This window comes from Bradyrhizobium sp. BR 1432 (assembly GCF_051547705.1).
GTDB classification, from domain to species: Bacteria; Pseudomonadota; Alphaproteobacteria; order Rhizobiales; family Xanthobacteraceae; genus Bradyrhizobium; species Bradyrhizobium zhanjiangense.
Map to the genome: position 1 here is coordinate 3373731 of NZ_JBPUGF010000003.1, position 26415 is coordinate 3400145.

Sequence of the window (26415 nt, forward strand, 5' to 3'; positions counted from 1 at the left end):
ACATTGAGCGAAGCGAAATGTGAGACGGGGTGGGGTGACGGTCTCTCCACCTCGCACAGTGTCCGAGTGGAGAGATCACCCCACCCCGCTCGCGCTGCGCGCGATCGACCCTCCCCCTCCAGGGGAGGGTAAGAGTTCAGACCTGCTTCCCCGCGATGATCTCCTGCAAAATCGCCACATGCCGCGCGAAGGCGCCGCGACCGGCGGCGGTGGCGGTGACCGTGGTCTGCGGCTTCTTGCCGACGAACGCTTTCTCCACCGAGACGTAACCGGCCTTGGCGAGGGTCTCGATATGTGCGCCGAGATTGCCGTCGGTGGCGCCGGTGAGCTTCTTCAGTCGCGCGAATTCCAGACCCACCTCCTGCGGCAGCGCGTTCAGCGCCGCCATGATCTTCAGGCGCAGCGGCTGGTGGATGATGTCGTCGAGCTCGGCCAATTCTAGCTCCGCCGCATCCAGAGGCCGCCGACGGTCAGCCCGCCGCCATTGACGACCGCCATCCACAACAGCAGCGAGAGCCCGGGGATGTAGGCATATCCGATCAGCGTCAGTGCAATGATGGTCGCTCCGATCACCAGGAAGGCATAGCCGAACCAGACCCCTGCCATCATGTAGAACAGCATGATGTAGATCGGCCAGAACACCGTCTGCTGGCGCGGCGTGAAATGACCGAAATAGCGGCAGAAAATGCCAAAGGCGGCGATCAACCCAAACGTCAGAAAATAGCGGCCGTCGAACACGCGAATGCGGCTCTTCGAACGGTGATACGCACCGAGAGCGATCAGGCCTATGGCCGACACCCCGTACACTGCAAACCAGAAGTAGAGCCCGTAGCGCGGCCAGAGCCAGCCCGAGATGTTGCCGACGAACGCCAGCACGCCCCACATCAGCAGGGCGAGACTGGAGACCTCGTAGATCTGCGACTGCCGCACGCGGCGGACGGTGTCCTCGATATCGTTCAGCGCTTCGGAAGCCTGCTTGCTGTCGATCACGACGGCGCTCCGCTCTGCTCGACCAGCCCGCTGGACATCGTCGGTGCATCCACTGGGGGCCGATGCTTCCGGATCAGGATGTACGCGATCATCATGGTCACAAGCGACGCGACCAGCGCAATCAATGCGACCTGCTCCCGCGTGGTCACAGGCAGCAACCGCGCCGCGATGTTCGTGATTGCCGCCGAGACAGGGGAGGCATAGGACCAGGCGATGAAGTTATAGTGCGTCCTTCGCCAGTTCGCCGGTCGCGGACTGCGCAGCAGTGGAACGATCGCCAGGACGATCAGGGTGAAGTTCACGATCGCGGCGACATGGAACGCGTTGAAATGGCCGGTGAACCGGTAGACCAGCAAGGTCGCGGCGTCGGAGGCCAGCATCGCGTAGACGTAGAAGTAGCCGCGCGCGCGATGGCCTGCACCACGCTTCGGGCGCAGAAACTGAATTAGCCCGGCAACGAGACACAGCGTCGCCAGCACGGCATGAATTGCGCCCGCGGATGTCAAATGCGCAATCATCGTCAGCTCCCCGCCGCACCGCGCGTCGCCACGTCCTCGGCGATCGCGGAGACTGCCTTCGGATTGGTGACGATGCCCATGTGGTTGATGCCGTCGATGATCTTGACGTCGATCGACGGTTTGATGGCCTGCACGGCCTGCGCATATTTGTCCGAGATCATCATCTCGTCCTCGGCGGCGCCGAAGATCGTGACTGGACGTGTCGTCGCCGGAAGATCGATGCGATAGCCGCGCGTCCCGAAGTTGCGCATCAGGCGGTCCGAATAAGTGGAGACGAGGTATTTTGCCGAGCTCGGCGGCACGGCCAAAGCGAGCACCGGCAGCTCGCGAACAGCAGTCGATGCCGAGCCTGCGCAATGCCGTCAGGCCGAGGAAGCGCGGGAGATCGATGTTGGCCCAGCCGCCGGCCTTCGGCTTGTTGGTCGGTGCGTCATAGCCGAGATAGGGCGCGAGCAGCACGGTGCGGACGAACATGTCCTGCATGATCGGCGTGGCCGCGACGCGCAGCGAGAAGCCGGCGCCGGCGGAATGGCCGATCAGGGTCAGCGGCAGATCAGGCGCGTTCCTGCGGACATGAGCGACGAAATCGACGAGGTCGTCCTCGAGTTGGCCGACATAGCCGATGTCGCCGCGCGTGCCGGAGCCGCCATGGCCGCGGATGTCCAGCGCCCAGGTCTCCACCCCGCGCGCGGCGATCGCATGGGTCAGCGCGTGATTGACGGTGCCGCTGGAGCCGGAGGAGCCATGGATGAAGATCGCGCCGCGGCCCGTCTCCGGGCCTTTCGGCGCATAGTGGCGATAACCGATCCAGGTGCCATCGCGGGCCTGAAAACGTTCGAGCGGTGGCAACGTGGACCAGTCGATGCCCTTGGCTGAATCCGAGACCGACCGCATCTCAGGCGGCCGCTCCAGCGGCATTGCGATCATGGCGCCCAGGATCAGCGCCACGCCGCCGAGCGCACACAAGGCCCATTTCAGGCCGGTCAAAACGCCGCGCAGCAGCCGGATCGCCATGGCTCATCTCCCTAAACTCAACAAGCAATAGAGAACTCTATATTACAGAGTACTCTTCCAATCAATCCTGGGATTGGCGCCGCGGCGCGAAAATCCTTAACGTCGGGTTTGACCCAAAATGCCGAATTGTTTGCCGATGCCGCCTGCGGAACAATTGCTCAACGCGCCCGAATTCACCGTCTCCGAGCTCTCGCTGTCCCTGAAGCGGACGGTCGAGGACGCCTTTGGCCATGTCCGGGTCCGCGGCGAGATCTCCGGCTTCCGCGGACCGCACTCCTCCGGCCATTGCTATTTCGCGCTCAAGGACGACAGCGCCAAGATCGAGGCGGTGATCTGGAAGGGCGTGCATAGCCGGATGCGCTTCAAGCCCCAGGAGGGGCTCGAGGTCATCGCCACGGGCAAGCTCACCACCTATCCGGGCTCTTCCAAGTACCAGATCGTGATCGAGGCGCTGGAGCCGGCCGGCATCGGCGCGCTGATGGCGCTGATGGAGGAGCGCAAGAAGAAGCTTGCCGCCGAAGGCCTGTTCGACCAGGCGCGCAAGCAGCTCTTGCCCTGGCTGCCGGAGGTGATCGGCGTCGTCACCTCGCCGACCGGCGCCGTCATCCGCGACATCCTGCATCGGCTGGAGGACCGCTTTCCCCGCCGCGTGCTGGTGTGGCCGGTCAAGGTGCAGGGCGAAGGCTCGGCCGAGCAGGTCGCGGCCGCGATCCGCGGCTTCAACGCGCTGCCCGAGGGCGGCAAGATTCCGCGGCCCGATGTGTTGATCGTCGCGCGCGGCGGCGGCTCGCTGGAAGATCTCTGGTCGTTCAACGAGGAGATCGTGGTTCGGGCAGCTAGCGACAGCATGATCCCGCTGATCTCGGCGGTCGGGCACGAGACCGACATCACGCTGATCGATTTCGTCGCCGACAAGCGCGCGCCGACGCCGACGGCGGCGGCCGAGATGGCGGTGCCGGTGCGCAGCGACCTCTTCGTCGAGGTCGCCGATCTCGGACGGCGCACCCGCGCCTGCTGGCAGCGCGGCCAAGAAAGCCGGCGCAACGAGTTGCGCGCGGCCGCGCGCGCGCTGCCGGCGGCCGGCGACCTGCTGGCGATCCCGCGGCAGCGGCTGGATTCGGCGGGCGCATCCCTGCCCCGCTGCCTCAAAGCCAACACGCATGCGCATTTCCGCAGGTTCACCGCCGCCAGCGCCAAGCTGACGCTGCGGGTGCTGCACGGCCAGATCGCGCAGGCCGATCACCGCCTCACCGTTTGCGGTGAGCGGCTCGGCCTGTCTGCGCGCTCGCTGCTGCGGCGGCGGCGCGACCACTTTGCCGGGCTCGAGGTTCGCTTGCGCGCGTCCAAGCTTTCCAACGCACAGGCGCAGCGCAACGCGATTCTGCGCCAGCGCGAGCACACGCATCGGCTCGCCGAGCGCGCGCAACGCGCGCTCGTCACGCTGCTACAACGGCTCGATGCGCGTGTCGAGAACAGCGGCAAGCTGCTCTCCGCGCTGTCCTATCGCAGCGTGCTCGCGCGCGGCTTTGCATTGGTGCGCGATGAAGTAGGCCACCCCTTGCATGCGGCCGACAGTGTCGGGCCGAATGCGCGGCTCGAGATCCGAGTTTGCCGATGGCCGTGTGGCCGCGACTGCGGATGCGGACCGCCCGGCGCCTGCGGCGAAGCGTGCGCCCTCGCAGCCAAAGCCGGCCGCGCAAGACGCAAAGCCCGCGCCGAAGCGCGTGGCCAAGCCGGTGGATCAGGGCAGCTTGTTCTGAGGCGCGAGGGCGACGCTCCGCCCTCGGTGTCATTCCCCGCGAATGCGGGGAATCCAGTACGCCGAGGCTCCTCGGTGAATCACAGACGTCTCGGCGTACTGGATCGCCCGGTCCCGGCTCCGCCAAGGCTACGCCGGGGCCACAAGGGTGCTTGGCCGCCGAAGCTTCAGCGAAGGCGGCAAGCCGGGCGATGACAGCTCGTGTGTGGGAAGCGTGCGCCCCCTCGTCATTGCGAGGAGCCCTTGCGACGAAGCAATCCAGAATCCATCAACGGAAAGACTCTGGATTGCTTCCACCTTCGCTGAAGCTTCGGCGGACAAGTCGCTGCGCTCGCAATGACGACTGCGGCGGCAGTCCGCCTTACCGGCAGGACAATCCCGCGTCGATCGTGGTCCAGAAGCCGCAATGTTCCGGCGCCGGCTGTGGTGCGCCAGCGTGGGCCTCATACAGGAAGATCGCGACAGTGAAAACGATGACAGCGGATGAGAAAGGGCGATGCGGTTGCGCATACTGATTGCGTTTAATCGACATCGTGGTCGAATGATGGCGTCGCGACATGCTGAAACCGGCGCCACGCGCGATCCGTAGATTCCCGGTCGGCCATCATGGTCCGTGCAGGGCGGTGGTCGATGCGGGGCTGTCCGCCTGACGTTGTTCCTCGGCCGGCCCCGCTTCCGCCTTCGCTCTACCGAGCTACGGCGGGACAAGTCCGGGCTACGAACTACGGCACCATCCTCACCGCGCCAGCCATTCCGCGACGTCCTTCTGCGACTCCGCACGCGCCTGCGCATCGGTTCCGAGATGGCCATGCTCGGGCGCGGCCACGTCGGTGCCCGCCGGCAGCTGCGTGCAGCGGCGCGTTGGCGCGGTCGAAATCGTGATAGGCGCCGGGATAGACCACGATGCGCGCGAGCGCGCTGCGGCCGCGCGCGCCGTCCACCATCTGGCGGCAGGCCGGCGGCGACGACACGTCGTCATCGGCGCCGATCAGCACCAGGGTCGGCACCCGCGTACTCCAGCCGAGGCCGGCGGAGATCCGGCAATCGGGATAGAAGGCAATCGCGGCGCGAAATCCGGGCCCAAATCGCGCGCCGCGCTCTGCGGCCGCACGGCCCACAGCAGCGCGCTGGCGCCGTTGGCCCAGCCGATCAGGCTGACGCGGTCGCGCGCCACCCAGCTCTGCTTCATCAGCCAGGCGCGTGACGCCGCGATGTCGGTGACGCGTTCGCGCCGCGCCTTGACGTGCATCTCCTTGACGCGACATTGCGGCCCGAGCTCGCGCGAGCCGTAGCTGTCAGGCAGCAGCACCGCATTGCCGGCCCTCAGCAGCCGCTCGGCCCAATCGCGATAGCGCGGCAGGACTACGGAATCGGAATGGCCACTGAGCCCGCCGCAGCCGTGCAGCGCGATCACGGCCGGAAACGGCCCCTCGCCCTCGGGCTTGTAGAGCTGCGCATGCAGGACACCCGACCGCAGCGCGGATGTCGACCTGCTGCGGCACAGGCGCGGCGTGCGCGGCCGACATCAGGAGCGTCAGGAACAAGGCGGTCAGTCGAAGGCGCATCGAACTCGGCGTCAAGACCCTGGGTCCAAGCACTACCACGCGGAAACGGCGCCAAAACATCACAAACCAGTGGGTTTACCGGGCGGACAAAGCCACCCCATCCATGCTACATCCAGCCCGACACATCGTGCCCTCCAAGGAATTTCCACGGAGAGGCCTTCCACGGAGACTTTCGACCGTGCTGAACAAGTTTGGCCCTTCGGGCCATGGCGAAGCGCAGGTGCAATATCTCGACGGCGATTTCCGCGTGATCTCGCCGGGGACCTATGTGCGCTGCGCGATCACCGACACGCGCATCCCGCTCGACGAGTTGAAATATTGGAGCGTGGATCTGCAAGAAGCCTACGCCACGCCTGCCGCCGTGCTCCAGCGGCATTTCCCCGGCGCGCCGAAGCCGCAGGCGTGAGGCCGCGCCCGCGCGGCTATTGTTGCTCGGTGCCATCCGCGCCCACGCAGGTCTTGATGAAAGTCTTGCGGCCGCCTCGCCGACGATCTTCTGATCGATCGCCTGCTCGAGGCAATCGAACCGCGCCTGCGCCATGCAGAGCTGCAGCTGGTCGCGTTTATCCTGTCCCTTCAGGTTTTGCGTCGTGGCGAGGCACGTGACGCGCTTGGTCGCGGGAACCGGCACCGCACTTGTCGGATTTGCCGGAGCGGCCGCAGGCGGCGGCGAGGGGGTCTGAGCAAGAGCGGGCAAAACCGGCAGACACGTGAGGCTGACGGCAATGATCGCGGACCGCAGTTTCATCGAATTCTCCTGATCGGAGATATATCGATAGGAGCGCGGCCATGAATGCCGGCTGAATGCCAGCCGATGTTTAAAATTGTCTCGTTTCCGTTGGGGCCGGTTCAAGTCGGTCTGCCGCACATTGCCACGGGAAAAAGTGGCAAGCGGGCAGGACACACATGGACCGCCGGAGACTTTGCAGCCGTTCGTTCGATGCACCATTGAGCCCAGAGCGACATGCTCGTCGGCGCGAGCGGGCGGTTAGCCTGCTTCAACAATTTGCCCGAGATCAGTCGGGCAGTTATGTGATCATTTCGGCGCTGTGCTGCCATGCCGGTCCTGGTCGGCACAGCAGGGCTCGGCACGGAAGTGGGCTGGTGGTACTACAAACACAAGAACATGCAGAGCGCGGCTGACTCTGGCGCGGTCAGCGCTGCGACAGCGGCGAGTGCAGGGACCGACCCCTCGTCCGAAGCCAAAGCGGTTACGGCAAACTACGGTTACGCGAACGGGGCGAACAACGTCACGGTCGCGGTGAACCAGCCGCCGAAGACAGGCAATCATGCATCGAATTCGCAGGCCATCGAAGTCATCGTGAGTCAACCGCAACAGCGGCTGCTATCAGCCTTGTTCGGCTCGGATCCTGTCCTCATAACCGCACGCTCTGTCGCCCTGCCCAATTCCGGGACAGGCTGCGTACTTGCGCTCAACTCGAGCGCAAGTCCTGCTGTCAACGTCAGCGGCGGCAACCAGCTCAACTTGATCAAATGCAACCTTTACAGCAACTCGAGTGCAAGCCCCTCGCTCAACGTTGCCGGCAGCGCCACGGTCGCTGCAAATCAGGTCGGAGTGGTTGGCGACGTCTCCGGCGCCAGCAGCATCACGGCGACCAACCAACGGTGTCAAGACGCACATATCGCCCGTCGCCGACCCCTACGCCAACGTCTCTCCCCCGCGAAGCCGAGTTGCACCAACGGCAAGATAGTGGTCAACTCCAATGGAAAAACAACCTCGCCTCGACCCCGGCTGCTACACGGGCAGCATTACGGTCAATGCCGGCGCAGTCCTGAACCCTCAATCCAGGCATCTATTATCTGGACGGGCAAGCTTGAGCGTCGCTGGAAACGCCACCATCACGGGCAGCGGCGTAACCCTGGTGTTTACCGGCTCGGGAAGCAACTGGGGCACCGCTTCAATCGGCAGCAACGCGACCGTCGACCTGACGGCGCCGACCAGCGGCGCCACGAAAGGCATCGTCATGTACGGCGATCGCAATATGCCAGCCGGAACTGCTTTCAATCTCACCGGCGGCAGCACGCAAAACTTCGGCGGTGCCATCTACCTGCCAAAGGCCAATCTCAGCTTCAGTGGCGGCAACGGCACGAGCATCATCCTGCACCAAAATCATCGCGGAGACGCTGACGTTCAGCGGCACGTCGAACCTCCAGGTCAATTGTACCGCACTCGGCCACCGCGACGATAGGTTCGCAAACCGCGCAGCTCATCGAATGAGGTTTGGACCGATGCAAATGCAGAGCTTCTCATCCAGGCGCCGCCCTCGATTGCTCGATTCTTGATGGGGCACGTGCGCGCCGCTATCGGCGACAAACGCGGCGTCGCGGCCGCCGATCGGCATCTTGATCCCGATACTGTCTCTGATGGTCGTGTCGGTGACAGACATTGGGCTTGCACTCTATCGCAAGATGCAGGTCGAAAATGCCGCACAAGCGGGAGCGCAATACGCAATTGCGCGCGGCTTTGACACGAGCGGCATTTCGAACGCCGTAACGAGCGCCACCAACGCCACGGACATCACTGCTTCGCCTCCGCCGGTCCAATTTTGCGGATGCCCAACGAGCGGGGGAGTTAGCGCTGTCACTTGCGGGACGACCTGCACCGGCGGCGCGCAGGCTGGAACATATACGACGGTCTCGGCGCGAGCGACCTACTATACGCTCATCGATTACCAGATCGTGGCGGCCACATATACTTATAGCGCGCAGTCCACTGCGAGGCTGCAGTGAAACTCACGGCAATTGTGGCACGACAATCGGGGCGCGTCGGCGCTGGAATTTGCGCTGACCGCTCCCGCGTTCTTCCTGTTCATATTTGGGATCATCGAATGCGGGCTGCTGTTCTGGACTCAGCTGGGGATCCAGCATGGGAGCGAAATGGCGGCGCGTTGCGCGACCCGTCAACAGCACGCTCTGCCAAGCAGCAGCGCCATAACGAGCTACGCTGCCCAGCAGGCGTTCGGCCTCACGCTCCCTGCGGACACATTCACCTTTTCCACGTCAGCATCGCGGCAACGAGGTAAGCGCGAGTTATGCATTTACGTTTCCGGAGATCTTCAATCTCTCCCCGGTGACGCTGACCGCCCGGGCATGCTTTCCGAGTTGAGGCCGTGGGTGGGTCGCCTTGCCGCCTACGAAATCATCGTGCGCTGAACCGCCGTTCGCGCACCTTGTACGCGGCTCGCCGCGTGTGCGCGCTGCTCCCGCAGCCGAAATGATTTTCCGTCGTTCCGATCCGACGTTGCATCGAACGGTGCTTGCACTCCGTAGTTTGTCATTTCGCGCTGTAGTTGGATTCTTTGTTGCAGATCGGCGCTCTTAAGTTGTTTGACGAAGTCTTGGTGAAACAAAGGGCTGCTATATTGCGTGTTAGGTAATTAGCCCTGCTCTTTTTATCGCGCAGACAATCAAGTCAGCCAAACGGCGATCGAGCTTTGGAATTGGCGCAGTCTGTGAACGGGCTCATATCGAAGAGCCATCTGGCGGGCTACGATCACCTCGAAAATTCGCGGTGGAATATCTGTAAATCAGGGTCAAGCGATGGGGGTGTATCATGCCCACCATATTCGACATGCTCTATCGTGAATATTGCCGCGCCCGCCTCGCTGAAATGCGGAAACAGCTTCTGATCTCAGCCAAACGCTCTGAAGCTCTCGAAGCGCACTATCCGCCTGCGGACCAGGGTGATGATGAGAGGACGGACGCGCAGCGCAAGACCGATTGCGGCATGTCGAATTGAAGCGGCTCCAAGACCACGATCTCTCCCGCGTAGCGATGACCAAGCAAATTGCAGCTTGGGAGGCAGCGATGAATACACCCGAATGCTATACTGTGATGGTAGCCTGCGCCTCATGCCTGACCATTATTGGATTGATCGCCATCGGGGCGTGGTGAGCATGACTGAATGCTGCACCGCGATCCAGACCGTTGCCGATGCCGCTGGCAAGCAAGTTCGATCGGCGTATGGCGTCGAACGCGGCACGCGCCGCATCTCATTGTCAGTCAATGGACGCCGAAAGGCCCTTCTCGGCTTGCAGATTTGATTGTTGCTGTGACGTGAGCTTTGCCGCCGCTTGGTGCTGCGGCGGCTTCGCTTCGGACCCGGATGTCAGCTTCCAGGCGGGGTATACGAAGAACGCAGCTTTGCCGCGTTCTGGCGGACCTGCTTGATCTCGTCCTGCGTGAACAGCCGAGTCAGTTTCACGTTCTGCAGGGTGCCCGCCGCGACGGTCAGGCCGGAAATGGCGGGAGCGGCACTCGGGTCAGGCACGTCGAAAATCACCAAAACGCCGGGGCCGTCGGTTGCAACGCTGTACACCGCCGGCCGCTTCGATGAGCTTTCGAGCCGCCTCCTGGCGATCGGTCGTGGGATTTTCCAAAATGGCCGTGAGAGAGCGTTGTGTGTATTGTCCGGTGAGGCAAAAATGCATGGCATGTTCTCCTCTGTGACTCTTGGAAATAACTTTCGATGCCGCCCCGAACTCGTCGTTGCGGCCGTCGCATCTGAAATGATGAAGATAGTGCCCGCCGTGGGCATAAACGCCGTCGATGATTGCCGGGAGTTCGGCACGTCCCGGTGACGGCTCTCGTGAAAGGCTACATCAAGTCCCAAACGTGCGGAAGAGAATTCGTCGACCGTTACACTTCGCTTTTGGGGCTACGGCAGAGACGCTTGCCTAACGCACGATGAGATTAGGATGAATCGTCATCGCGCTTTAGGTTGTTGTTTGAGCATGATCTTTTCGGAAAACCGCTGCGCACTTTTCCGGATCATGCTTTAACGCACGAGATCAACGCGTGCTGAACCGCCGCTCGCGCGCCTTGTACAGATGATCGCTGATCAGCTGCCGCAGCTTTACCGGATCGTCGAACTCGAGTTGCACGGCGAACGGCACGATGCCTGTTGGCACGCCCGCACGGCCGCGCAAGCGCGCGAGATCTTTCTCCGTGGTCACCAGCGTGAGCTGCTCGCGCTGGGCCTCAGCCGCAAGTGCGGCGAGCTCGTTCTCCGAGAACATGTGGTGATCGGCGAAGGAACGCGCGCGCGCGACGTCGACGCCGCTGGCGCGCAAGCTGCGGAAGAAGCGCTCGGGATCGCCGATGCCGGCGAAGGCGAAAACCCGCTTGCCAAGGAGCTGCGCGAGCAAGGCCGCATCCGCCTTCAGCCGCGCGCGCAGCTCCGGCTTGTCGCGCTTGGCAAGCTCGGCCGCGACATCGTTCGCGGCACGGCCGTCGCCGATCAGGACCAGCGCATCGGTGCGCGCGAGCTGTGCCTGCAGTGGCGCGCGCAAGGGACCGGCGGGAAACACCATGCCGTTGCCGACGCCGCGCTCGCTGTCGATCACAATCAGCGAGGCGTCCTTGAGCAGGCTCGGGTTCTGGAAGCCGTCGTCCATCAGGATCACGGTGGCCCCTTGCGACTTCGCCAGCGCGACGCCGTCGAGGCGATCGCGCGCGACCACGACGGGGACCTCGCGCGCCATCATCAGCGGCTCGTCGCCGACGTCGGCAGCGGTGTGGCGCATCCGGTCGACCATCACCGGCCCCTTCAGGCTTCCGCCATAGCCGCGGCTGAGCACCACCGGGGTCTCACCGAGCTCGCGCAGGAGCTTGGTCAGCGCCAGCACGGTCGGCGTCTTGCCGGCACCGCCGACATGGTAGTTGCCGACGCAGATCACGGGGATGCCGGCGTCAAAGCCCTGGCGCGCCATGCGGCGCGCCGTGATCGCGCCGTAGAGCGCGCCCAGAGGACTAAGGACATACGACTGCGGGGAACGTGGCCGGTACCAGAAGGCCGGCTCACACATTGGCGGCCCCCATCTCGATCCGCAGTTGCAACAGATAGGGCTCGAGCGCGGTCATGGTGCGATCGAGCGCGCCGCCGAGCTGCTCGACCACGCCCGAGCCTGCGCGTTGCATCTTGTCGCGCATGGTCGGATCGGCCAGCAATTGGCCGAGCTGCTTGGCCAGCGCCTCCTGCGTGTCGGCCTGGCGCGCCCCGCCGCTGGTGTCGAGCGCCTCGTAGACGTCAGTGAAATTGAAGACGTGCGGACCGTGGACGATGGCGGCGCCGAGCTTGATCGCCTCGATCGGATTCTGGCCGCCGTGATGGATCAGCGATCCGCCCATGAAGACGATCGGCGAAAGGCGATAGAACAGGCCGAGCTCGCCCATGGTGTCGGCAACATAGACGTCGGTCGTCGCCGTCGGCAGCTCCTCGCGCGAGCGCAATGCCGGCTTCAGGCCCGAGGCCGTGATCAGGCCCGCGATCGAGGGGCCGCGATCCGGATGGCGCGGCACGATCACGGTCAGGAGCTGCGGGAAGAAACCGGCGAGGCTGCGATGCGCCGCGATCAGCATCTCGTCCTCGCCCGGATGGGTCGAGGCCGCGACGATGATCGGACGCCCGCGCGTCATGGCCATCAGCCGTTCGAGCCTGACGGGATCGGCCGGCGGCGCCGGCACGTCGAGCTTGAGATTGCCCGTCGTTAGGACGTCGCGGCCGCCGAGCGCGGCAAAACGCTCAGCATCCGTCTGCGATTGTGCAAGACAAATGTCGAAGCGCGACAGCAGCGCCGAGATGGTGCCGTGCATGCGCCGCCAGCGCGGGAAAGAGCGCGGCGACATCCGCCCGTTGATCAGCACCATCGGCACCCGCCGCGCCGCGCCGGCGAGGATCAGGTTCGGCCACAGGTCGGATTCGATGAACAGCGCCAGCGATGGCCTCCAATGGTCGAGAAAGCGCGTGACATAGCGCGGGGAATCATACGGCACGTATTGATGGATGACGTCGGGCGGGAAGCGCTTCGCCACCACGGCCGCCGAGGTGACGGTGCCGGAAGTGAGCAGGATGCGCAGATTGAGATCGCGCAGCCGCTCGACCAGCGCCGCCGCGGCCAGAACCTCGCCGACGCTGGCGCCGTGGATCCAGACCAGCGGGCCATGTGGCCGCACGTCCCGCGACAAGCCCCGCCGCTCGCCGACGCGCGCGGGATCTCCTTGCCCTGTTTCAACCGCCGCTTGATCAGCGCGGGCGCGAGCGGCACCAGGCCTGAGGCCAGGCGCTGATACATTCGCAGCGTCATCGGCAGCGGGTCAGACATCTTCCGGTCCCGGGCGGCCGAGTTGCGCATAGGCGCGGCGGGTCGCCTCGTTCAACGTCTCCTCCAACTCCAGCCGCAGCGCTTCCATAGTGGCTGCGTCGGCATCCGGCGGAACGTGGATCTCCTTGATACCGACCAATGCGCCGCGCCCGAATGGCAAATTGATGGTGGTGCGGTCCCAGTTCTTGAGCCGGATGAAGCGGCTGGTCGCCATTGCGAAAGGCATGATCGGCCGCCCCGATTCCCGTGCCAGCATGATGATGCCGAGCCCGGCCACGCGCGAGCGTTTGGGGACATCGGCGGTCAGCGCGACATTACAACCGTCCTGGAGCGTCCGCACCATTTCCTTGAAGGCGCCGACCCCGCCCTTGCGGTGGAAGGCGCCGCCATGGTCGCCGGAACCGCGGATGGTGTCGATGCCGAGCCGTTCGGCGGCGATGGCATTGAACTCGCCGTCGCGATGACGGGAGATCAGCACCTTGGCGCGGTACCAGTCCTTGTTCTTGATGAAAGGGGTGAGGAAATGCTGGCCGTGCCAGAAGGCGAAGATCGCCGGGATCTGCGGCTCGACGAGGTCATAGACGTCAGCCGGATCGAACGTGAACTTGTTGGTCCACCAGACCAGACGCAGATATTCGGCCGCCAGGACCCCGACGGCACGCTGAAACCAGCTGCTTCGCAGCGTATTGCGAAGCAGTTTTTTCAACGCGCCGGTTCTTGATTGGGGTCGAGCAGCCGGTGGAGGTGGACGATGAAATAGCGCATCTGCGCGTTGTCGACCGTGCTCTGCGCCTTGGCCCGCCAAGCCGCGTGAGCAGTGGCATAGTTCGGATAGATGCCGACGATGTCGACGTCGTCGAGGTTCTTGAAGGTGTTGTGCTCGAGATCGACGAGCTCGCCACCGATGACGAGGTGAAGCAGTTGTTGCGGGGCACTATCTGGCATGGGTTCTCTTCCTAACGGGCTGCCCGGCAAAGCAGTGTTCGACAAGCACGACGAAAGCGCTTTAGGCTAAGGGGCGGTTTCGAAAATGCGCGACAATGCCCGCATGACGATCGCGTCCCGCTGCCACCAGCACCCCGTGCGCCACTTCCCGGCGGTTATAGAGGATGGGTTCTCCGGAGAGGTCACTCATCTTACCATCCGCTTCCTGCACGATCAAATCGGCCGCCGCAAGGTCCCAATCATGGCTATTGCCGCCCGCAAAAGCCGCATCCAGCGCGCCATGGGCGACCCGGCACAGACGCAGCGCGAGCGAGCCGATTCGCGGATGCAGCTTGATTTCGCCAAGCGAGGGCTTCAGCCGCTCGACCAGCGGCTTCGGGCCGGCGACACGGGCGAAGTCGAGCTCGGACCCGGACGTCGTCCGCACCGGCTCGCCGTTGAGCGTCGTGCCCTCGCCGCGGACCGCGAAGAAGAACTCATCGCGCGACGGCGCGAACACCGCGGCAAGCACCGGCGAGGCGTCCTCGACCAGCGCGACGCTGACGCACCAATCGTCATGGCCGCCCAAATAATTGCGCGTGCCGTCGATGGGATCGACGATCCAGGTCAGCCGCCGCGACAGCCGTGCCGCATCGTCGGCGCTCTCCTCGGACAGCCAGCCATAATCGGGCCTCGCAGCACGCAAGCGCGCTTCGAGCAGATCGTTGACCGCGATATCGGCTTCGGACACCGGCGAGGATACGCCCTTGATCCACTTCTTCAGCTCGGTGCGGAACATCGACTGCGCCAGCACGCCCGCGTCTCGCACCGCGTCCTTCAGCAGCGCCGCATCGCGGGTCAGGATGGTCGCGTCCAGGGATTGCGCGTCAACGTCCGCCAAGCGTCAAACCCTCGATGCGCACCGTCGGCGCATTGATGCCGTAGCGGAACTCGAGATTGTTCGCCGGCTGCATCGACTTGAAGATCTCGAAGAGATGGCCGGCGATCGTCACCTCGCTGACGGGATAGGTGATCTCGCCGTTCTCGATCCAGAAGCCGGAGGCGCCGCGGCTGTAATCGCCGGTGACGCCGTTGACGCCGGAGCCGATCAGGTCGGTGACGTAGAAGCCTTGGCTGATGTCGGCGATCAACTCGGCCGGTGTCGGCGTTCCGGCTTCGAGATGAAGGTTGTACGGCCCGGGCGACGGCGAGGAGGAGACGCCGCGATGGGCGTGGCCGGTGGTGGTGAGGCCGAGCTCGCGCGCGGTGGCGCAATCGAGCAGCCAGGTCGTCAGCACGCCCTCGTCGACGAGCGCGGTCTTCTTCACCGCGACGCCTTCGGCGTCAAACGTCTGCGAGCGCAGACCGCGCTTGCGCAGGGGATCGTCGACGATGCGGATGTTCTTGGCGAACAGCTGCTGGCCGAGCTTGTCCTTCAAAAAGCTGGTCTTGCGCGCGATCGAGGCGCCATTGATGGCGCCGACGAGATGGCCGACCAGGGAGCCCGCAACGCGCGGATCGAACACGACGGGCACCTTGCAGGTCTCGACCTTGCGCGGATTGTAGCGCGCCACAGTGCGCTCGCCGGCGGAACGGCCGACGGTTTCCGGCGACAGCAGATCGGCGCCGTGTGGCGCCGAAGTGAAGTCGTAGTCGCGCTCCATGCTGGTGCCTTCGCCGGATATGGCGGTGGCGGAGATGCCCTGGCTGGAGCGCAGGTAAGAGCCGTGGAAGCCGGTAGAGGTGACGAGCACCATGCCGCCGATGCCGGCGGAAGCCGAGGCGCCGCCGGATTTGGTCACGCCCTTGACGCTGAGCGCGGTAGCTTCGGCCGCAAGCGCGCGGCGCTCGAGCTCTGAAGTCGTGGGCACGTCGGAATCGAGCAGGTCGAGATCGGGGAAGTCGCGCGCGAGCAGCACGGGATCGGCGAGGCCGACATATTTGTCGTCGGGCGCAACACGCGCCATCGCCACCGCGCGTTCGGCGAGCTTGGTCACGGCATCGCCACTGACGTCGTTGGTCGAGACCACCGCCTGGCGCTGGCCGACCAGAACGCGCAGGCCGACATCGTCGCCTTCGGACCGCTCGGATTCCTCGACACGGCCGTCGCGCACCTCGACGCCCTGCGAGACGCCGCGCACTGCGACCGCATCGGCCGCATCGGCGCCGGCGCGCTTGGCCGCCTCGACCAGTCGCTGCGCGAGATCGGAGAGCGCGGACTGATCGAACAGGTCGCGATTGGCTGAGGTCGAAAGCGTCGAGCTTGCGGATGGTGAAGAGTTCACGAACGAAATCCTGTTGGGGCGGGGGTTCGGGACTGGAACCCACAGATGTGCCCTGATAGCGCGGACTTCAAGCATTTTCAGCCCGCCAAAAGCTCAGATTCGCGACTTCGGCGCAACGTCTCGTCAATCATGCGCGCCAAGGTCTTGTCAATCATGAGCAGCAGTGACGGTGGGTTAACCAGCCTTTTTAAGCGGTTTGGGAAAGGCGCGCGCTAAGGTCCTCGCATCGACCGGGAACATAATCCCGGCGGGGAGAACTAAAGCCGTGAGGCGTCAAACAGCAACAAGCGGGGTCACTCCCGCCGGGTCGAGCCGCTCCTTGCGGCTCGACCCTCTTTCCCTACCGGTCCGCTTCGATGCGCATGATCCGCGCGCCGACGGACATGTCAGGCAGATCGAGCTTCATCGCGAGCGAGTGGTGCTGCGCCGTGCCGTTCGCGGCATGCAAATGGCGATCAACGTCCGCGTCAGCGACTTCAGCGGCGTCGCGCTCCGCGGCAACGACGATGCGCAGGCCCTTATCCTCGTGCATCGCGATCCCTCGCTCTCCGTTCCGCTGCTGGTCGGCGCCGATGGCGACGAGCTCACTGAAGCCTGGGCGATCTGGAGCGAGATCTTTGCGCTGCCGCAGCTCGACGAAGGCGCCCGCAAGCCCGCATCACGACGCCGCCGCGCCAATGCGATCCGCGCCCGCCGCCCGAAATTTTTGATGCGCCGGCGCATCGGCATCGCACGCGAGCTCACCGTTCATCAGGGCGAGCGCGAGATCATCGCGCGGAATTAAAGGTGCCGTAGGGTTGGCAAAGCGAAAGCGTGCCCACCTCTTCTATCCCAGTCTCGGAAACATGGTGGGCACGGCGCAAGGGCGCCTTTGCCCACCCTACGAGAGCTACGCCGCCCGCATCACCGCGTCCGCGAGCAGTCCCGCAAACAGCAGCGCCCCCGCATACTTGTTCGACTTGAACAGGCGCAGGCAGAGCTCGGGATCGTTGATCCTTAACCGCACGATCTGCGACGCCAGATGCACGGCGAAGGCCGCAAGCCCGAGCCAGGCCGGCCAGCGCGCATCGCCGGAGGCCAGCGCGACGCCGATCAGCATCACCGCGAGCCCATAGAACAGGATCAGCGCCTGGTGCGTGTGCGCGCCGAACAGGCGCGCGGTGGACTTGATGCCGATCAGCGCGTCGTCCTCGGCGTCCTGATGCGCGTAGATCGTGTCATAGCCGATCACCCAGGAGATCGCGCCGGCATAGAGTACGAGCGCGGTGACGTCGATGCGTCCGAAGGTGACGGCAAATCCCATCAGGGCGCCCCAGGAGAAGGCCAGCCCAAGCACGATCTGCGGCCACCAGGTGATGCGCTTCATGAAGGGATAGATCGCGACGATCAAGAGCGAGGCGATGCCGGTCAGGACCGCGAAGCGATTAAACTGCAGCAGCACGAGGAGACCGATCAGCGCCTGTGCGATCATAAAGACCAGCGCCTGCTTCGTGGTCACCTGCCCTGATGGCAGCGGCCGCGAGCGGGTGCGCTCGACCTTGTCATCGAGGTCGCGGTCGGTGATGTCGTTCCAGGTGCAGCCGGCTCCGCGCATCACGAAGGCGCCGACGAAGAACAGGATGATGGTGAGCGGCAGGCCGCGGACCTCGTGCGCAATGCCGGCAGCGAGCGCCGCCGACCACCAGCACGGCATCAACAGCAGCCAGGAGCCGATCGGACGGTCGAAGCGGGACAAGCGCAAATAAGGCCGCGCCCATTGCGGTGCGAGCGTATCAACCCAGTTGCCTGTGGAATCGGCAACGCGGGCGGATGTATCGCTCATCGGGTCAGGACGTTGCCGTTGAGCGTATCGAAGGTGCTGCCGCCCTTCTTGCCGGCATTGGCTTCAGGCGCCGAGCCCGAACCCAGCACCTCGCTCAGCGATGGGCCGGCCGGGCGCGCCTGCTGCTGCCGGATCTGCTGCGCGACCGTGCAGACCTTCTTCTGCATGGTCTCGGTGTTCTTGTGGCCGGTCTTCATCTGCTCGCCGATCTGCGGCGGGATTCCGCATTTGGCGGCGTGGGATTCGATGTATTTGATCATTTTCAGCTCAGCCTGGCTGAAGTTGCCGATCAGCTTGCAGGCCTCGTCCGGCGGCGCATGACGGTCGCTCGCGGCCTTGATCAGCTTGCCGCGCTTCTCGGCTTCCTCGCGGAGCGGAATGAACGCTTTCATACAGTCCTCGCCGGGACCGCCTTGCGTCGGCGGGGCCGCGCTGAAGGCGCCGGCGCCGCCGATTGGCGCAGCGCCGTTCACGGGAAAGGACGATTGCGGCGCGGTGCCGACGGACGCGACGGGCGCCGAACCGTTCACGGGTGGAAACGCGGAACTGGTCGCGGCCTGATTGGGCAGCGGCGCCGGGAACGCGCTTTGCGCATCAGCGCCCGCGGCGCCCATGGTGACCATGGCGGCAGTGATCGGAACCATCAAATGACGGATCATCAAGATAGTCTCTCCGGCAGGAGCTTACGGGTTTCGGCGCCTTCCCAATTGAAGCGCAACCAGCGTGTTCGCGTTTCTACGATTCCCACCGGCGCTTAACAACCCGTGGAATAGGGCAAGAGCGCGGCGCTGGGACGCACCAGTTTGGCAATATTTACCCCCGAAATGGCGGCTTTCGGTTAAGAACGGCGATAAATTGGACCTTTGAACGATGCCTTCCCACGATTTTCGCGCCCCTCGCCTGTTCGTCGACGCTCCCCTGGCCCAGGACGCCAGGGTCCTGCTCGACCGCGACCAGAGCAACTATCTCGGCAATGTGCTGCGGCTTGCCGCCGGGGCCGAGGTTTTGGCTTTCAACGGCAACGACGGGGAGTGGCAAGCTGCCATCGAAGGCCGCAAGCGGCCGGACGGCCTCGTCATCCTCCAGCAGACCCGGCCCCAGGACCGACTGCCCGACCTCGCCTACGTTTTCGCCCCGCTCAAGCATGCCCGGCTCGACTACATGGTCCAGAAGGCCATCGAGATGGGCGCTGCCACGCTTCAGCCGGTCCTGACCCGGTTCACCCAGGCCTCCCGGGTCAACACCGAGCGGATGCGCGCCAACGTCGTCGAAGCGGCCGAGCAATGCGGCATCCTCAGCATCGCCGCGGTGGCCGAGCCGGTGCCGCTGGAGAGGTACCTCAGCCAGCGCGCCGCGGGCCGCCTGCTGATCTTCTGCGATGAGGCGGCGGAGGTCGAAGGCCCCATTCAAAGCCTACAGAACGCGCGCGAGGCCGGCCAAGGTATCGACGTGCTGATCGGCCCCGAAGGCGGCTTTGCCGCGGAGGAACGGGCGCTGCTGCTGCGGCAGCCGAAGATCCTGCGGCTGGCGCTCGGCCCCCGGATCATGCGGGCTGACACGGCCGCGGTGGCGGCCCTGGCGCTGGTGCAGGCGGTGCTGGGCGATTGGGGCGGCAAAACTGGCTAGCTTCCGTCGGGCTGCCGATGAAACGATGAATTGCCCGGCCGTTAAGCGATTGATCCTTTGGAGGTCGAAACCGCTTTCCGGCCATGCTAAGGGCTGCGCCAATTCCCTTGCCTCCCCTTGCCTGCCCGGTTCCACCGGGTCGATGGACCCCTGTTATGACCGCGACTGCCACCTCAAATGCTGCCGGCTCCGCCGCCTGGGCGGACACGCTGCTGTTGTCGTTCGCGCAGGCCGGCTATGTCAGGGCCGAGCCCGCCATCCTGCAGCCGGCCGAGCCGTTCCTGGACCTCTCGGGCGAAGACATCCGCAAGAGCCTCTACCTGACCACGGATCTCACGGGCGAGGAGCTCTGCCTGCGTCCGGACCTGACCATTCCAGTGGCGCGCGATTACCTCGCCTCTGCCCGTGCCGGCCAGGCGGCCGGCTTCAGCTATCTCGGTCCGGTGTTCCGCTACCGCAGCGGCCAGGCCAGCGAATTCCTGCAAGCCGGCATCGAATCGTTCGGCCGCCAGGACCGCGCCGCGGCCGACGCCGAGATGCTGGCGCTGGCGCTGGAGGCGACCGCCGCCTTCGGAGTCGGCGACGTCGAGATCCGCACCGGCGACGTCGCGCTGTTCAATGCCCTGCTCGACGCGCTCGATCTCTATCCGGTCTGGCGCCGCCGGCTGGTCAAGGATTTCAACCGTAAGATCAGCCTGGAGCAGGACCTGGAGCGGCTGGCGGCCGCGGCCACCGCGACCCGCAGCGAATATGAGGGCGTGCTCGCCGCGCTTGCCGGCTCCGATCGCAAGGCAGCGCTCGCCTTCGTCACCGATTTGATGTCGATCGCCGGCACCACCAATGTCGGCGGCCGCACCACGGCCGAGATCGCCGACCGCTTCCTCGAGCAATCGACGCTGAAGGGTGGCGCGCTGCCGCGCGAGGCGATCACCGTGCTCAAACGCTTCCTGTCGATCGCAGGCAACCCCGACGATGCCATCGCAGAGCTGCGCGCACTGACCACCGATGCCAAGCTCGATCTCACGGCTGCGATCGACCAGCTCGAGAGCCGGGTCGGCTTCATGGCGGCGCGCGGCATCGACGTGAAGCTGACGCGCTTCTCGACCGCGTTCGGACGCGGGCTCGACTATTACACCGGCTTCGAGTTCGAATTGCATCACAGGGGTAATGGCGCCGAGCCGCTGGTCGCCGGCGGCCGCTATGACGGGCTGATGACCCAGCTCGGCTCAGCGCAGCCGATCCCCGCGGTCGGCTTCTCGGTCTGGGTGGATGCGCTGACCAAGATCGGCCGCAAGGTGGGAGCTTAAGTCATGAGCGCGCCATTCGTTCTGGCCGTTCCCTCCAAGGGCCGCCTGCAGGAAAACACCGAAGCCTTCTTCGCCCGCGCCGGGCTCAAGCTGTCGAAGGCCGGCGGTGCCCGCGACTATCGCGGCACCATCGCGGGCCTCGACAATGTCGAGGTCGCCTATCTGTCGGCGAGCGAGATCGCCTCGCAACTCTCCCGCGGTTTCGCGCATCTCGGCGTCACCGGCGAAGACCTGGTGCGTGAGAACATCGCGGATGCCGACAAGCGCGTGTCGCTGATCGAGGGGCTCGGCTTCGGCTATGCCGATGTCGTCGTCGCGGTGCCGCAGGCGTGGATCGACGTCCGCACCATGGCCGACCTCGACGACGTCACCACCGGCTTTCGCGAGCAGCATCACATGCGGATGCGGGTCGCCACCAAGTTCATCAATCTGACCCGCGCCTTCTTCCAGAGCCACGGCATCACCGACTACCGCACCGTCGAAAGCGCCGGCGCGACCGAAGGCGCGCCCGCGGCCGGCAGCGCCGAGCTGATCGTCGACATCACCACGACCGGTGCGACGCTCGCCGCCAATGGCTTGCGGGTGCTCGACGACGGCGTGATCCTGCGCAGCCAGGCCAATCTGGTCGCCTCGAAGGAGGCCGACTGGTCGCCGCAGGCGCGCGAGACCGCGCGCGTCATCCTCGATCACATTGCGGCGCGAGCGCGGGCCAACAAATACCGCGAGGTCCGCACCCGTTTCCGGCAGTGCGACGCCGCGCTGCTCGGCGAGGCCCACAGCCGGTTCGGCGTCGAGGCCCCATTTGGCGGACCGACCTCGTCAGGCATGCTGACGCTGCACTGCCCCCCGGGGCAGCTCTATGCGCTGGCGAGCTTCCTGCGCGAGCATGGCGCCGAGACCGTCTCGGTGGTTTCGCTCGACTACGTGTTCGACCGGGAGAACCCGCTGTTCGCCAAGCTCGAGTCGTTCCTGGGGCGGTGAGCCTCAGGTTTCGTTCAGCGTAGCGACAGCAAACGGCTGCTACCATATGCGGTTGAGAAGACCTAAACGCCTCTGGAACCTTGATCGATGACGCTGGGCTCTGACGTTTCCGGCATGACGACCACAGCGGCCAGTGCCGCCGCGAAAGGGCTGTCGATTGTCGTCCCCGTCTACAACGAGGCGGCGGGCCTCGCCGCCCTGCATCAGAGGATCTGCGAACTCGCGAAGACGTTGCGGCAGCGCTATCGGCTTGCTTGCGAGGTCGTCTATGTCGACGACGGCAGCGCGGATGCAACGCTGTCGATCGCCCGCAGCCTGCCGGCCGACGCGATCGGCGTCCAGGTGGTCTCGCTGTCGCGCAATTTCGGCAAGGAGGCGGCGCTGATGGCCGGCCTCGACCATGCCCGGCTCGGCGCCGTCATGTTCATGGACGGCGACGGCCAGCATCCGCCGGCCCTGGTCGAGCAGCTGGTGCAGCACTGGATCGAAGACGGCTACGACGTCGTCTATACCGCCAAGGCGCATCGCGACAACGAGCCCTTCCTGCGGCGGCTCGCCGTGCACGGCTTCTACGCGCTGATCAATTGGGGCGCGCGGCAAAAGATTCCCGAGGACGCCGGTGACTTCCGCCTGCTCTCACCGCGCGCGGTCGCAGCGCTGAGGCAGCTGCCGGAGCGCAACCGTTTCTTCAAGGGACTGGCCAGCTGGATCGGCTTCCGCCAGATCCGTGTCGACTACGAACCGGCGCCGCGCGCCCATGGCGTCACCACCTTCAACGCCGCTCGCCTGCTCGGCCTGTCGATCGAGGGCCTGACCTCGTTCTCGGTGGCACCGCTGCGCTTCGCCAGCCTGCTCGGCGCGGCTCTTGCCGGTATCGCCTTCCTGTTCGGCCTCTCCATCCTCTGGGAGGTCTTCACGACCGGCAAGCAGGTGCCCGGCTATCCCTCGCTCGTGGTCGGCCTGATGACCATCGGCGGCGTGCAGCTCATCATGATCGGCATCGTCGGCGAATATATCGGCAAGATTCTCTCCGAGCTGAAGGCGCGCCCGATCTACTTCGTCGCCGAGCACAGCGAGAAGCATTTTGAGGCCGACAACGCCGACGACGCTTCGAAAAGGACGGCCGCCGAATGAGTGCTGCCGCGGGCCTGCGGCGGATTTGGCTCTGCGCCGACGATTACGGCATCAGCCCGGGCGTCAACCGCGCCATCCGCGACCTGATCGAACGCGGCCGCCTCAACGCCACGTCGGTGATGATGGTGGGACCGGCGATCCAGCGCAGCGAGATCGAGGCGCTGGACGCGGCAGCCAAATCGAGCCCGCGCTGCACCATCGGCTTGCACGTGACGCTGTCGGCGCCGTTCCGGCCGCTCACCATGCATTTCCGCCCTCTCGACGGCGACATGTTCCTGGCCTTTCCGAAGCTGCTGCGCGCCGGACTGATGCGGCGGCTCGACCGCGAATTCTTTCGCAATGAGGTGAAGGCGCAGCTCGCAGCGTTCACCGAAGCATTCGGGCGTGCGCCCGACTTCGTCGACGGTCACCAGCATGTGCAGCTCTATCCGCAGGTGCGCGACGGCTTCATCGATGCCGTTAGCGAGACCGCACCGAACGCCTGGGTACGCCAGTGCGGACGCAACCTGCCGCTGGCGCAGCGGCTGGCCTCACTGAAGGCCATGGTGCTCGATATCCTCAGCGCGCAATTCCGCCGCCGCGCCGGCGCGGCCGGTCTCAGCTTCAATCGCGGCTTCGCCGGCGCTTACGACTTCACGCGGGCAGCCGATTTCGGCGCATTGATGCGGCAGTTCCTGGAAGGCCTCCCCGAGGGCGGTCTCGTGATGTGCCATCCCGGCTTCGTCGATAACGTCCTTGTCGGCCTCGACCCGATGACGGATGTGCGCGAACGCGAGCATGCTTATCTCGCCGGCGACGCGTTCCCACGTCTGCTGGCGGACAGCGGCGTCACGCTGGGGTGAAGTCGCCGAAAACCGCCTTGCGGGGCAGCTTGTCGCATACGGAAATTTAATCCGGCCGGCACTGTTGGGGCCATAATGGAACCTACATCTCCTGCGCGCTTGGTTTTGCGCGAAGGAGATTGATCATGACGCCGCAGGAACGCCAGCTCGTCGACGAGCTTTTCGACCGGCTTACCAAACTGGAAAATGCACCGCGCGATCCCGACGCGACCGCCGCGATCTCCGACGGCTTGCGCAAGGCACCCGGTGCGATCTACGCGCTGGTGCAGACCGTGTTGTTGCAGGACGAAGCGCTCAAGCGCGCCCACGCCCGTATCCAGGAGCTGGAAGCGGGGCAGGCGCCCGAGCAGGCGCAGTCCGGCGGCTTCCTGGATTCCATGCGCGAGACGTTGTTCGGCGGAAGTCCGTCGCGGGGTTCGGTTCCGAACGTGCCGCCGCGCGACTCGCGGCCAGTCTGGAATAGCGGCCAGGCCATGCAGCAGACCCAGCCGGGCTACGGCCAGCCGCCTTACGGTCCGGCCTACGGTCAGGGTCCGGGTCAGAGCTATGGCGCGCCGCCGATCGGCGGTGGTGGCGGCTCGTTCCTCGGCACGGCGGCGGCGGCCGCGGCCGGCGTCGTCGGCGGCTCGCTGCTGCTCTCCAGCATCCGCGGCATGATGGGCGGACCGCATCAGCAGGCCTTTGGCGACACCAACGCCCTGGGCGACCGCAGTCCTTGGGGCGGCAGTGACCAGTCCGGCGGCTCGCTCGCGCGCGATGCGGGCCTCGACGATATCGGCTCGAACCGCCGCGACGACTCGCGTCAAGGCTTCTTCGACCAGGCGTCGAACGATCGGGACAACAACGACCAGAATTACAGCGACGATCACGACGACAACATGGACACCGGCGACGACGGCGATTTCGGCGGCGGCGACGATGGCGGCAGCGATTACGCGTGAGCAATTCACCCGGTAGATACGAAACGGCCGCCTCTAGGCGGCCGTTTTCTTTTAGGGCGTAGCTCAAGCGCCTCTTGTGCCACCGCGCGCAGAGAAGCCGTTCGATATAGTATGACTAATGCGCACGGTTGCTGGCTTACACTGAGCTGAACGTTGCTGCCGGACGCGCCCGAGTTCACCATGAAAAACGAAATCACTTTCTGACGCGCGCGGCCGTAGACTCCCGGATTTCCAAATTCGGACATGGGTGTTCAACTGGAAGAACACGTTGCTCATGCCACACACGATGTGGCTGCCGCTCTTGGCAACAGTCGGGGTTTTAAAATGAGTTCACTTCAGCAGCGCATTGCAACCTTATCCGACGTGACGACACATCTCATCACCGAATTGTACGAGTTGGAGGGACTGCACGAGCGGCTCAGGAAGGCAGAGCTGTCGGCGCGGCGGTTGAACCGCTCCGCTGGCGCACCACATTCCCATTCGTCAACTCGTCGTCGCTGCTCCGTTGCCGGGTCGACGCGGCACCGTCAGCGAGCATAGCTGGAAGGCGTTTGCCGGCGGCACGCAACGCCTTCGATGCCGCGCATCGCGAGCCGGCGCGGGTTGACGGCTCGCTTCAAGCGCACAACGCCTCACATCACCACGACTTTGGTGCCGACATTGACACGGCCGTAGAGGTCGATGACGTCCTCGTTGCGCATGCGGATGCAGCCGGAGGAGACGTTGGTGCCGATGGTCCAGGGCTCGTTGGAGCCGTGGATGCGGTAGAGCGTGGAGCCGAGATACATCGCGCGGGCGCCCAGCGGATTTTCCGGGCCGCCTTCCATGTGCCGGGGCAGATCGGGGCGGCGCGCCAGCATTTCCGCCGGCGGCGTCCAGTCCGGCCATTCGCGCTTGGCGGTGATCGACTTCACGCCGGACCATGTGAAGCCGGGACGGCCCACACCGATACCGTAGCGCATCGCCCTGCCGTTGCCCTCGACGAGATAGAGGAACTTGTTCGGCGTATCGACCACGATCGTGCCGGGACTTTCCTTGCCGCTATAGTCGACGAGCTGCTTCTCGAATTTCGGATCGAACGGACGCTGCCGCGGATCGACCGCATCCTGCTGGAGCGCGCCCTGCTGAACTCCGCCTTGCATCTGCGGCTCGCCCATCGGCGGCAGACGGCGCTGATCGTAATAGGCCGGCTGGCCGCCGATACCCCGGCTGCTGCGGCGCGTAGGCCGGACCGCGGCCGGGACCGTCACCGAACAGGAATTCGATGAAGCCGCCGCCCATGTTCGAGTTGGAGGCGACGCGCACCGGCGCCGGCGGCACCTGCGGCGCATAGAGCACCGCGGGCGGATCGTTCGACACGGTGTTATCGAAGGCGCTGGCGCTGTTGGCGCCGGCAATGAAGGTGCAAGCGCTGCCGAGCAGCGCGACAGACATTTTCTTGAACATCGACGTACTCTGTACTGTTTCGTCTAGATCACATGCGTCGGGGAAGGCGCCTGGCTGATCGGCCGCCGCGACGTGGTCAATAAAAAGCAAAAGCCGTTTTGTTTGGTAAACGTATCAAGCGTTTGGATTCACCACGT

At 65.0% G+C, this 26415-nt stretch carries 25 protein-coding genes and 5 pseudogenes; 15 read left to right on the forward strand and 15 right to left on the reverse strand.

Annotated features, from left to right (window positions below; all coding sequences use genetic code 11):
* Positions 1–136: 136 nt before the first annotated feature.
* The 3 genes from ACSKB8_RS16130 to ACSKB8_RS16140 are packed head-to-tail and all read right to left on the reverse strand — an operon-like array spanning position 137 to position 2522.
* On the reverse strand, positions 137–436 hold the full coding sequence (locus tag ACSKB8_RS16130; protein ID WP_438105176.1) for a winged helix-turn-helix domain-containing protein: 300 nt from the start codon (positions 434–436) through the stop codon (positions 137–139).
* Between the two features lie 2 nt (positions 437–438).
* A complete protein-coding gene (locus ACSKB8_RS16135) occupies positions 439–990 on the reverse strand; it encodes a hypothetical protein (RefSeq protein WP_438105178.1) in 552 nt (183 codons plus the stop codon).
* Positions 987–2522: an alpha/beta fold hydrolase gene (locus ACSKB8_RS16140; protein ID WP_438105180.1), complete on the reverse strand. Its 1536-nt coding sequence runs from the start codon at positions 2520–2522 to the stop codon at positions 987–989. The genes ACSKB8_RS16135 and ACSKB8_RS16140 overlap by 4 nt, the downstream gene beginning before the upstream one ends.
* A gap of 136 nt (positions 2523–2658) precedes the next feature.
* On the opposite strand from ACSKB8_RS16140, the pseudogene xseA reads away from it, so the two are divergent.
* Positions 2659–4282 (forward strand): annotated as a pseudogene (xseA, locus tag ACSKB8_RS16145) (exodeoxyribonuclease VII large subunit).
* A 735-nt stretch (positions 4283–5017) separates the two neighbouring features.
* On the opposite strand, the pseudogene ACSKB8_RS16150 reads toward xseA, so the two are convergent.
* Positions 5018–5846: pseudogene (locus ACSKB8_RS16150) on the reverse strand (dienelactone hydrolase family protein).
* Positions 5847–6024: 178 nt separating this feature from the next.
* Between ACSKB8_RS16150 and ACSKB8_RS16155 the strand changes: the two are divergent.
* The 3 genes and pseudogenes from ACSKB8_RS16155 to ACSKB8_RS16165 all read left to right on the forward strand — a co-directional run bounded on the left by ACSKB8_RS16155 (position 6025) and on the right by ACSKB8_RS16165 (position 8056).
* Positions 6025–6252, forward strand: coding sequence for a DUF2093 domain-containing protein (locus ACSKB8_RS16155; protein ID WP_195800562.1), 228 nt, complete (start codon positions 6025–6027; stop codon positions 6250–6252).
* Between the two features lie 651 nt (positions 6253–6903).
* Positions 6904–7002, forward strand: a pseudogene (locus ACSKB8_RS16160) (TadE/TadG family type IV pilus assembly protein); the annotation flags it as partial.
* Positions 7003–7570: 568 nt separating this feature from the next.
* Positions 7571–8056, forward strand: a complete 486-nt coding sequence (locus tag ACSKB8_RS16165) for a hypothetical protein (RefSeq protein ID WP_438110888.1) — start codon at positions 7571–7573, stop codon at positions 8054–8056.
* Positions 8057–8074: 18 nt separating this feature from the next.
* Here the strand turns inward: ACSKB8_RS16165 and ACSKB8_RS16170 are convergent, their stop codons facing one another.
* Entirely contained in the window at positions 8075–8254 is a 180-nt protein-coding gene (locus ACSKB8_RS16170) for a hypothetical protein (protein ID WP_438110890.1), read from the reverse strand.
* Between ACSKB8_RS16170 and ACSKB8_RS16175 the strand changes: the two genes are divergently transcribed.
* From ACSKB8_RS16175 to ACSKB8_RS16190, 4 genes are all read left to right on the forward strand, one after another.
* Entirely contained in the window at positions 8232–8597 is a 366-nt protein-coding gene (locus tag ACSKB8_RS16175) for a TadE/TadG family type IV pilus assembly protein (RefSeq protein ID WP_438110551.1), read from the forward strand. The two genes, ACSKB8_RS16170 and ACSKB8_RS16175, sit on opposite strands and share 23 nt — an antisense overlap.
* Positions 8598–8609: 12 nt before the next feature.
* Complete coding sequence (locus ACSKB8_RS16180) at positions 8610–9020, forward strand: TadE/TadG family type IV pilus assembly protein (RefSeq protein ID WP_438105181.1); 411 nt, start codon at positions 8610–8612, stop codon at positions 9018–9020.
* 400 nt (positions 9021–9420) lie between these two features.
* Positions 9421–9606, forward strand: a complete 186-nt coding sequence (locus ACSKB8_RS16185; RefSeq protein WP_370986339.1) for a hypothetical protein — start codon at positions 9421–9423, stop codon at positions 9604–9606.
* 112 nt (positions 9607–9718) lie between these two features.
* Positions 9719–9910 (forward strand): hypothetical protein, encoded by a 192-nt coding sequence (locus ACSKB8_RS16190; RefSeq protein ID WP_370986340.1) that lies wholly within the window; start codon positions 9719–9721, stop codon positions 9908–9910.
* A gap of 65 nt (positions 9911–9975) precedes the next feature.
* On the opposite strand, the gene ACSKB8_RS16195 is transcribed toward ACSKB8_RS16190, so the two are convergent.
* The 7 genes and pseudogenes from ACSKB8_RS16195 to ACSKB8_RS16225 all read right to left on the reverse strand — a co-directional run bounded on the left by ACSKB8_RS16195 (position 9976) and on the right by ACSKB8_RS16225 (position 16179).
* Entirely contained in the window at positions 9976–10185 is a 210-nt protein-coding gene (locus ACSKB8_RS16195; RefSeq protein WP_438105183.1) for a hypothetical protein, read from the reverse strand.
* A gap of 472 nt (positions 10186–10657) precedes the next feature.
* Complete coding sequence (lpxK, locus tag ACSKB8_RS16200) at positions 10658–11674, reverse strand: tetraacyldisaccharide 4'-kinase (RefSeq protein WP_438105185.1); 1017 nt, start codon at positions 11672–11674, stop codon at positions 10658–10660.
* Positions 11667–13000: pseudogene (locus ACSKB8_RS16205) on the reverse strand (3-deoxy-D-manno-octulosonic acid transferase). The gene lpxK and the pseudogene ACSKB8_RS16205 overlap by 8 nt, the downstream one beginning before the upstream one ends.
* Positions 12963–13676: a lysophospholipid acyltransferase family protein gene (locus ACSKB8_RS16210; RefSeq protein WP_438105186.1), complete on the reverse strand. Its 714-nt coding sequence runs from the start codon at positions 13674–13676 to the stop codon at positions 12963–12965. Before ACSKB8_RS16210 ends, ACSKB8_RS16205 begins: the two are co-directional and overlap by 38 nt.
* A complete protein-coding gene (locus ACSKB8_RS16215; protein ID WP_091886920.1) occupies positions 13673–13915 on the reverse strand; it encodes a DUF4170 domain-containing protein in 243 nt (80 codons plus the stop codon). The genes ACSKB8_RS16210 and ACSKB8_RS16215 overlap by 4 nt, the downstream gene beginning before the upstream one ends.
* Positions 13916–13976: 61 nt before the next feature.
* Positions 13977–14795, reverse strand: coding sequence for a 3'(2'),5'-bisphosphate nucleotidase CysQ (locus ACSKB8_RS16220; protein WP_438105188.1), 819 nt, complete (start codon positions 14793–14795; stop codon positions 13977–13979).
* Positions 14782–16179: a TldD/PmbA family protein gene (locus ACSKB8_RS16225; protein ID WP_438105190.1), complete on the reverse strand. Its 1398-nt coding sequence runs from the start codon at positions 16177–16179 to the stop codon at positions 14782–14784. The genes ACSKB8_RS16220 and ACSKB8_RS16225 overlap by 14 nt, the downstream gene beginning before the upstream one ends.
* 265 nt (positions 16180–16444) lie before the next feature.
* Between ACSKB8_RS16225 and ACSKB8_RS16230 the strand changes: the two genes are divergently transcribed.
* Positions 16445–16963 (forward strand): DUF6101 family protein, encoded by a 519-nt coding sequence (locus ACSKB8_RS16230; protein ID WP_438105192.1) that lies wholly within the window; start codon positions 16445–16447, stop codon positions 16961–16963.
* A gap of 105 nt (positions 16964–17068) precedes the next feature.
* On the opposite strand, the gene ubiA is transcribed toward ACSKB8_RS16230, so the two are convergent.
* Both ubiA and ACSKB8_RS16240 read right to left on the reverse strand, forming a co-directional pair.
* Positions 17069–18001, reverse strand: a complete 933-nt coding sequence (gene ubiA, locus ACSKB8_RS16235) for a 4-hydroxybenzoate octaprenyltransferase (RefSeq protein WP_370986348.1) — start codon at positions 17999–18001, stop codon at positions 17069–17071.
* Positions 17998–18660 (reverse strand): hypothetical protein, encoded by a 663-nt coding sequence (locus ACSKB8_RS16240; RefSeq protein ID WP_438105194.1) that lies wholly within the window; start codon positions 18658–18660, stop codon positions 17998–18000. The genes ubiA and ACSKB8_RS16240 overlap by 4 nt, the downstream gene beginning before the upstream one ends.
* Before the next feature lie 211 nt (positions 18661–18871).
* Here ACSKB8_RS16240 and ACSKB8_RS16245 point away from each other — a divergent pair, with 211 nt between their 5' ends.
* The 6 genes from ACSKB8_RS16245 (at position 18872) to ACSKB8_RS16270 (ending at position 24832) form a co-directional block, all read left to right on the forward strand.
* Positions 18872–19627, forward strand: a complete 756-nt coding sequence (locus ACSKB8_RS16245) for a 16S rRNA (uracil(1498)-N(3))-methyltransferase (RefSeq protein WP_438105196.1) — start codon at positions 18872–18874, stop codon at positions 19625–19627.
* Positions 19628–19782: 155 nt separating this feature from the next.
* Positions 19783–20934, forward strand: a complete 1152-nt coding sequence (locus ACSKB8_RS16250) for an ATP phosphoribosyltransferase regulatory subunit (RefSeq protein WP_128931380.1) — start codon at positions 19783–19785, stop codon at positions 20932–20934.
* Between the two features lie 3 nt (positions 20935–20937).
* Positions 20938–21915, forward strand: a complete 978-nt coding sequence (hisG, locus tag ACSKB8_RS16255; RefSeq protein WP_438105198.1) for an ATP phosphoribosyltransferase — start codon at positions 20938–20940, stop codon at positions 21913–21915.
* Between the two features lie 87 nt (positions 21916–22002).
* Positions 22003–23049, forward strand: a complete 1047-nt coding sequence (locus ACSKB8_RS16260) for a glycosyltransferase family 2 protein (RefSeq protein WP_128931379.1) — start codon at positions 22003–22005, stop codon at positions 23047–23049.
* Positions 23046–23891: a ChbG/HpnK family deacetylase gene (locus tag ACSKB8_RS16265; protein WP_438105200.1), complete on the forward strand. Its 846-nt coding sequence runs from the start codon at positions 23046–23048 to the stop codon at positions 23889–23891. The genes ACSKB8_RS16260 and ACSKB8_RS16265 overlap by 4 nt, the downstream gene beginning before the upstream one ends.
* Before the next feature lie 125 nt (positions 23892–24016).
* Complete coding sequence (locus ACSKB8_RS16270; RefSeq protein ID WP_438105202.1) at positions 24017–24832, forward strand: DUF2076 domain-containing protein; 816 nt, start codon at positions 24017–24019, stop codon at positions 24830–24832.
* A gap of 632 nt (positions 24833–25464) precedes the next feature.
* Here the strand turns inward: ACSKB8_RS16270 and ACSKB8_RS16275 are convergent.
* Positions 25465–26278, reverse strand: a pseudogene (locus ACSKB8_RS16275) (L,D-transpeptidase family protein).
* Positions 26279–26415: the final 137 nt, after the last annotated feature.

Coding starts and splice junctions, on each gene's coding strand:
- ACSKB8_RS16140 (WP_438105180.1), bottom strand. CDS start 2,522: ATGGCGATCCGGCTGCTGCGCGGCGTTTTGACCGGCCTGAAATGGGCC.
- ACSKB8_RS16165 (WP_438110888.1), top strand. CDS start 7,571: ATGGAAAAACAACCTCGCCTCGACCCCGGCTGCTACACGGGCAGCATT.
- ACSKB8_RS16175 (WP_438110551.1), top strand. CDS start 8,232: ATGGTCGTGTCGGTGACAGACATTGGGCTTGCACTCTATCGCAAGATG.
- ACSKB8_RS16170 (WP_438110890.1), bottom strand. CDS start 8,254: ATGTCTGTCACCGACACGACCATCAGAGACAGTATCGGGATCAAGATG.
- ACSKB8_RS16185 (WP_370986339.1), top strand. CDS start 9,421: ATGCCCACCATATTCGACATGCTCTATCGTGAATATTGCCGCGCCCGC.
- ACSKB8_RS16190 (WP_370986340.1), top strand. CDS start 9,719: ATGCCTGACCATTATTGGATTGATCGCCATCGGGGCGTGGTGAGCATG.
- lpxK (WP_438105185.1), bottom strand. CDS start 11,674: ATGTGTGAGCCGGCCTTCTGGTACCGGCCACGTTCCCCGCAGTCGTAT.
- ACSKB8_RS16215 (WP_091886920.1), bottom strand. CDS start 13,915: ATGCCAGATAGTGCCCCGCAACAACTGCTTCACCTCGTCATCGGTGGC.
- ubiA (WP_370986348.1), bottom strand. CDS start 18,001: ATGAGCGATACATCCGCCCGCGTTGCCGATTCCACAGGCAACTGGGTT.
- ACSKB8_RS16240 (WP_438105194.1), bottom strand. CDS start 18,660: ATGATCCGTCATTTGATGGTTCCGATCACTGCCGCCATGGTCACCATG.
- ACSKB8_RS16245 (WP_438105196.1), top strand. CDS start 18,872: ATGCCTTCCCACGATTTTCGCGCCCCTCGCCTGTTCGTCGACGCTCCC.
- ACSKB8_RS16250 (WP_128931380.1), top strand. CDS start 19,783: ATGACCGCGACTGCCACCTCAAATGCTGCCGGCTCCGCCGCCTGGGCG.
- hisG (WP_438105198.1), top strand. CDS start 20,938: ATGAGCGCGCCATTCGTTCTGGCCGTTCCCTCCAAGGGCCGCCTGCAG.
- ACSKB8_RS16260 (WP_128931379.1), top strand. CDS start 22,003: ATGACGCTGGGCTCTGACGTTTCCGGCATGACGACCACAGCGGCCAGT.
- ACSKB8_RS16265 (WP_438105200.1), top strand. CDS start 23,046: ATGAGTGCTGCCGCGGGCCTGCGGCGGATTTGGCTCTGCGCCGACGAT.
- ACSKB8_RS16270 (WP_438105202.1), top strand. CDS start 24,017: ATGACGCCGCAGGAACGCCAGCTCGTCGACGAGCTTTTCGACCGGCTT.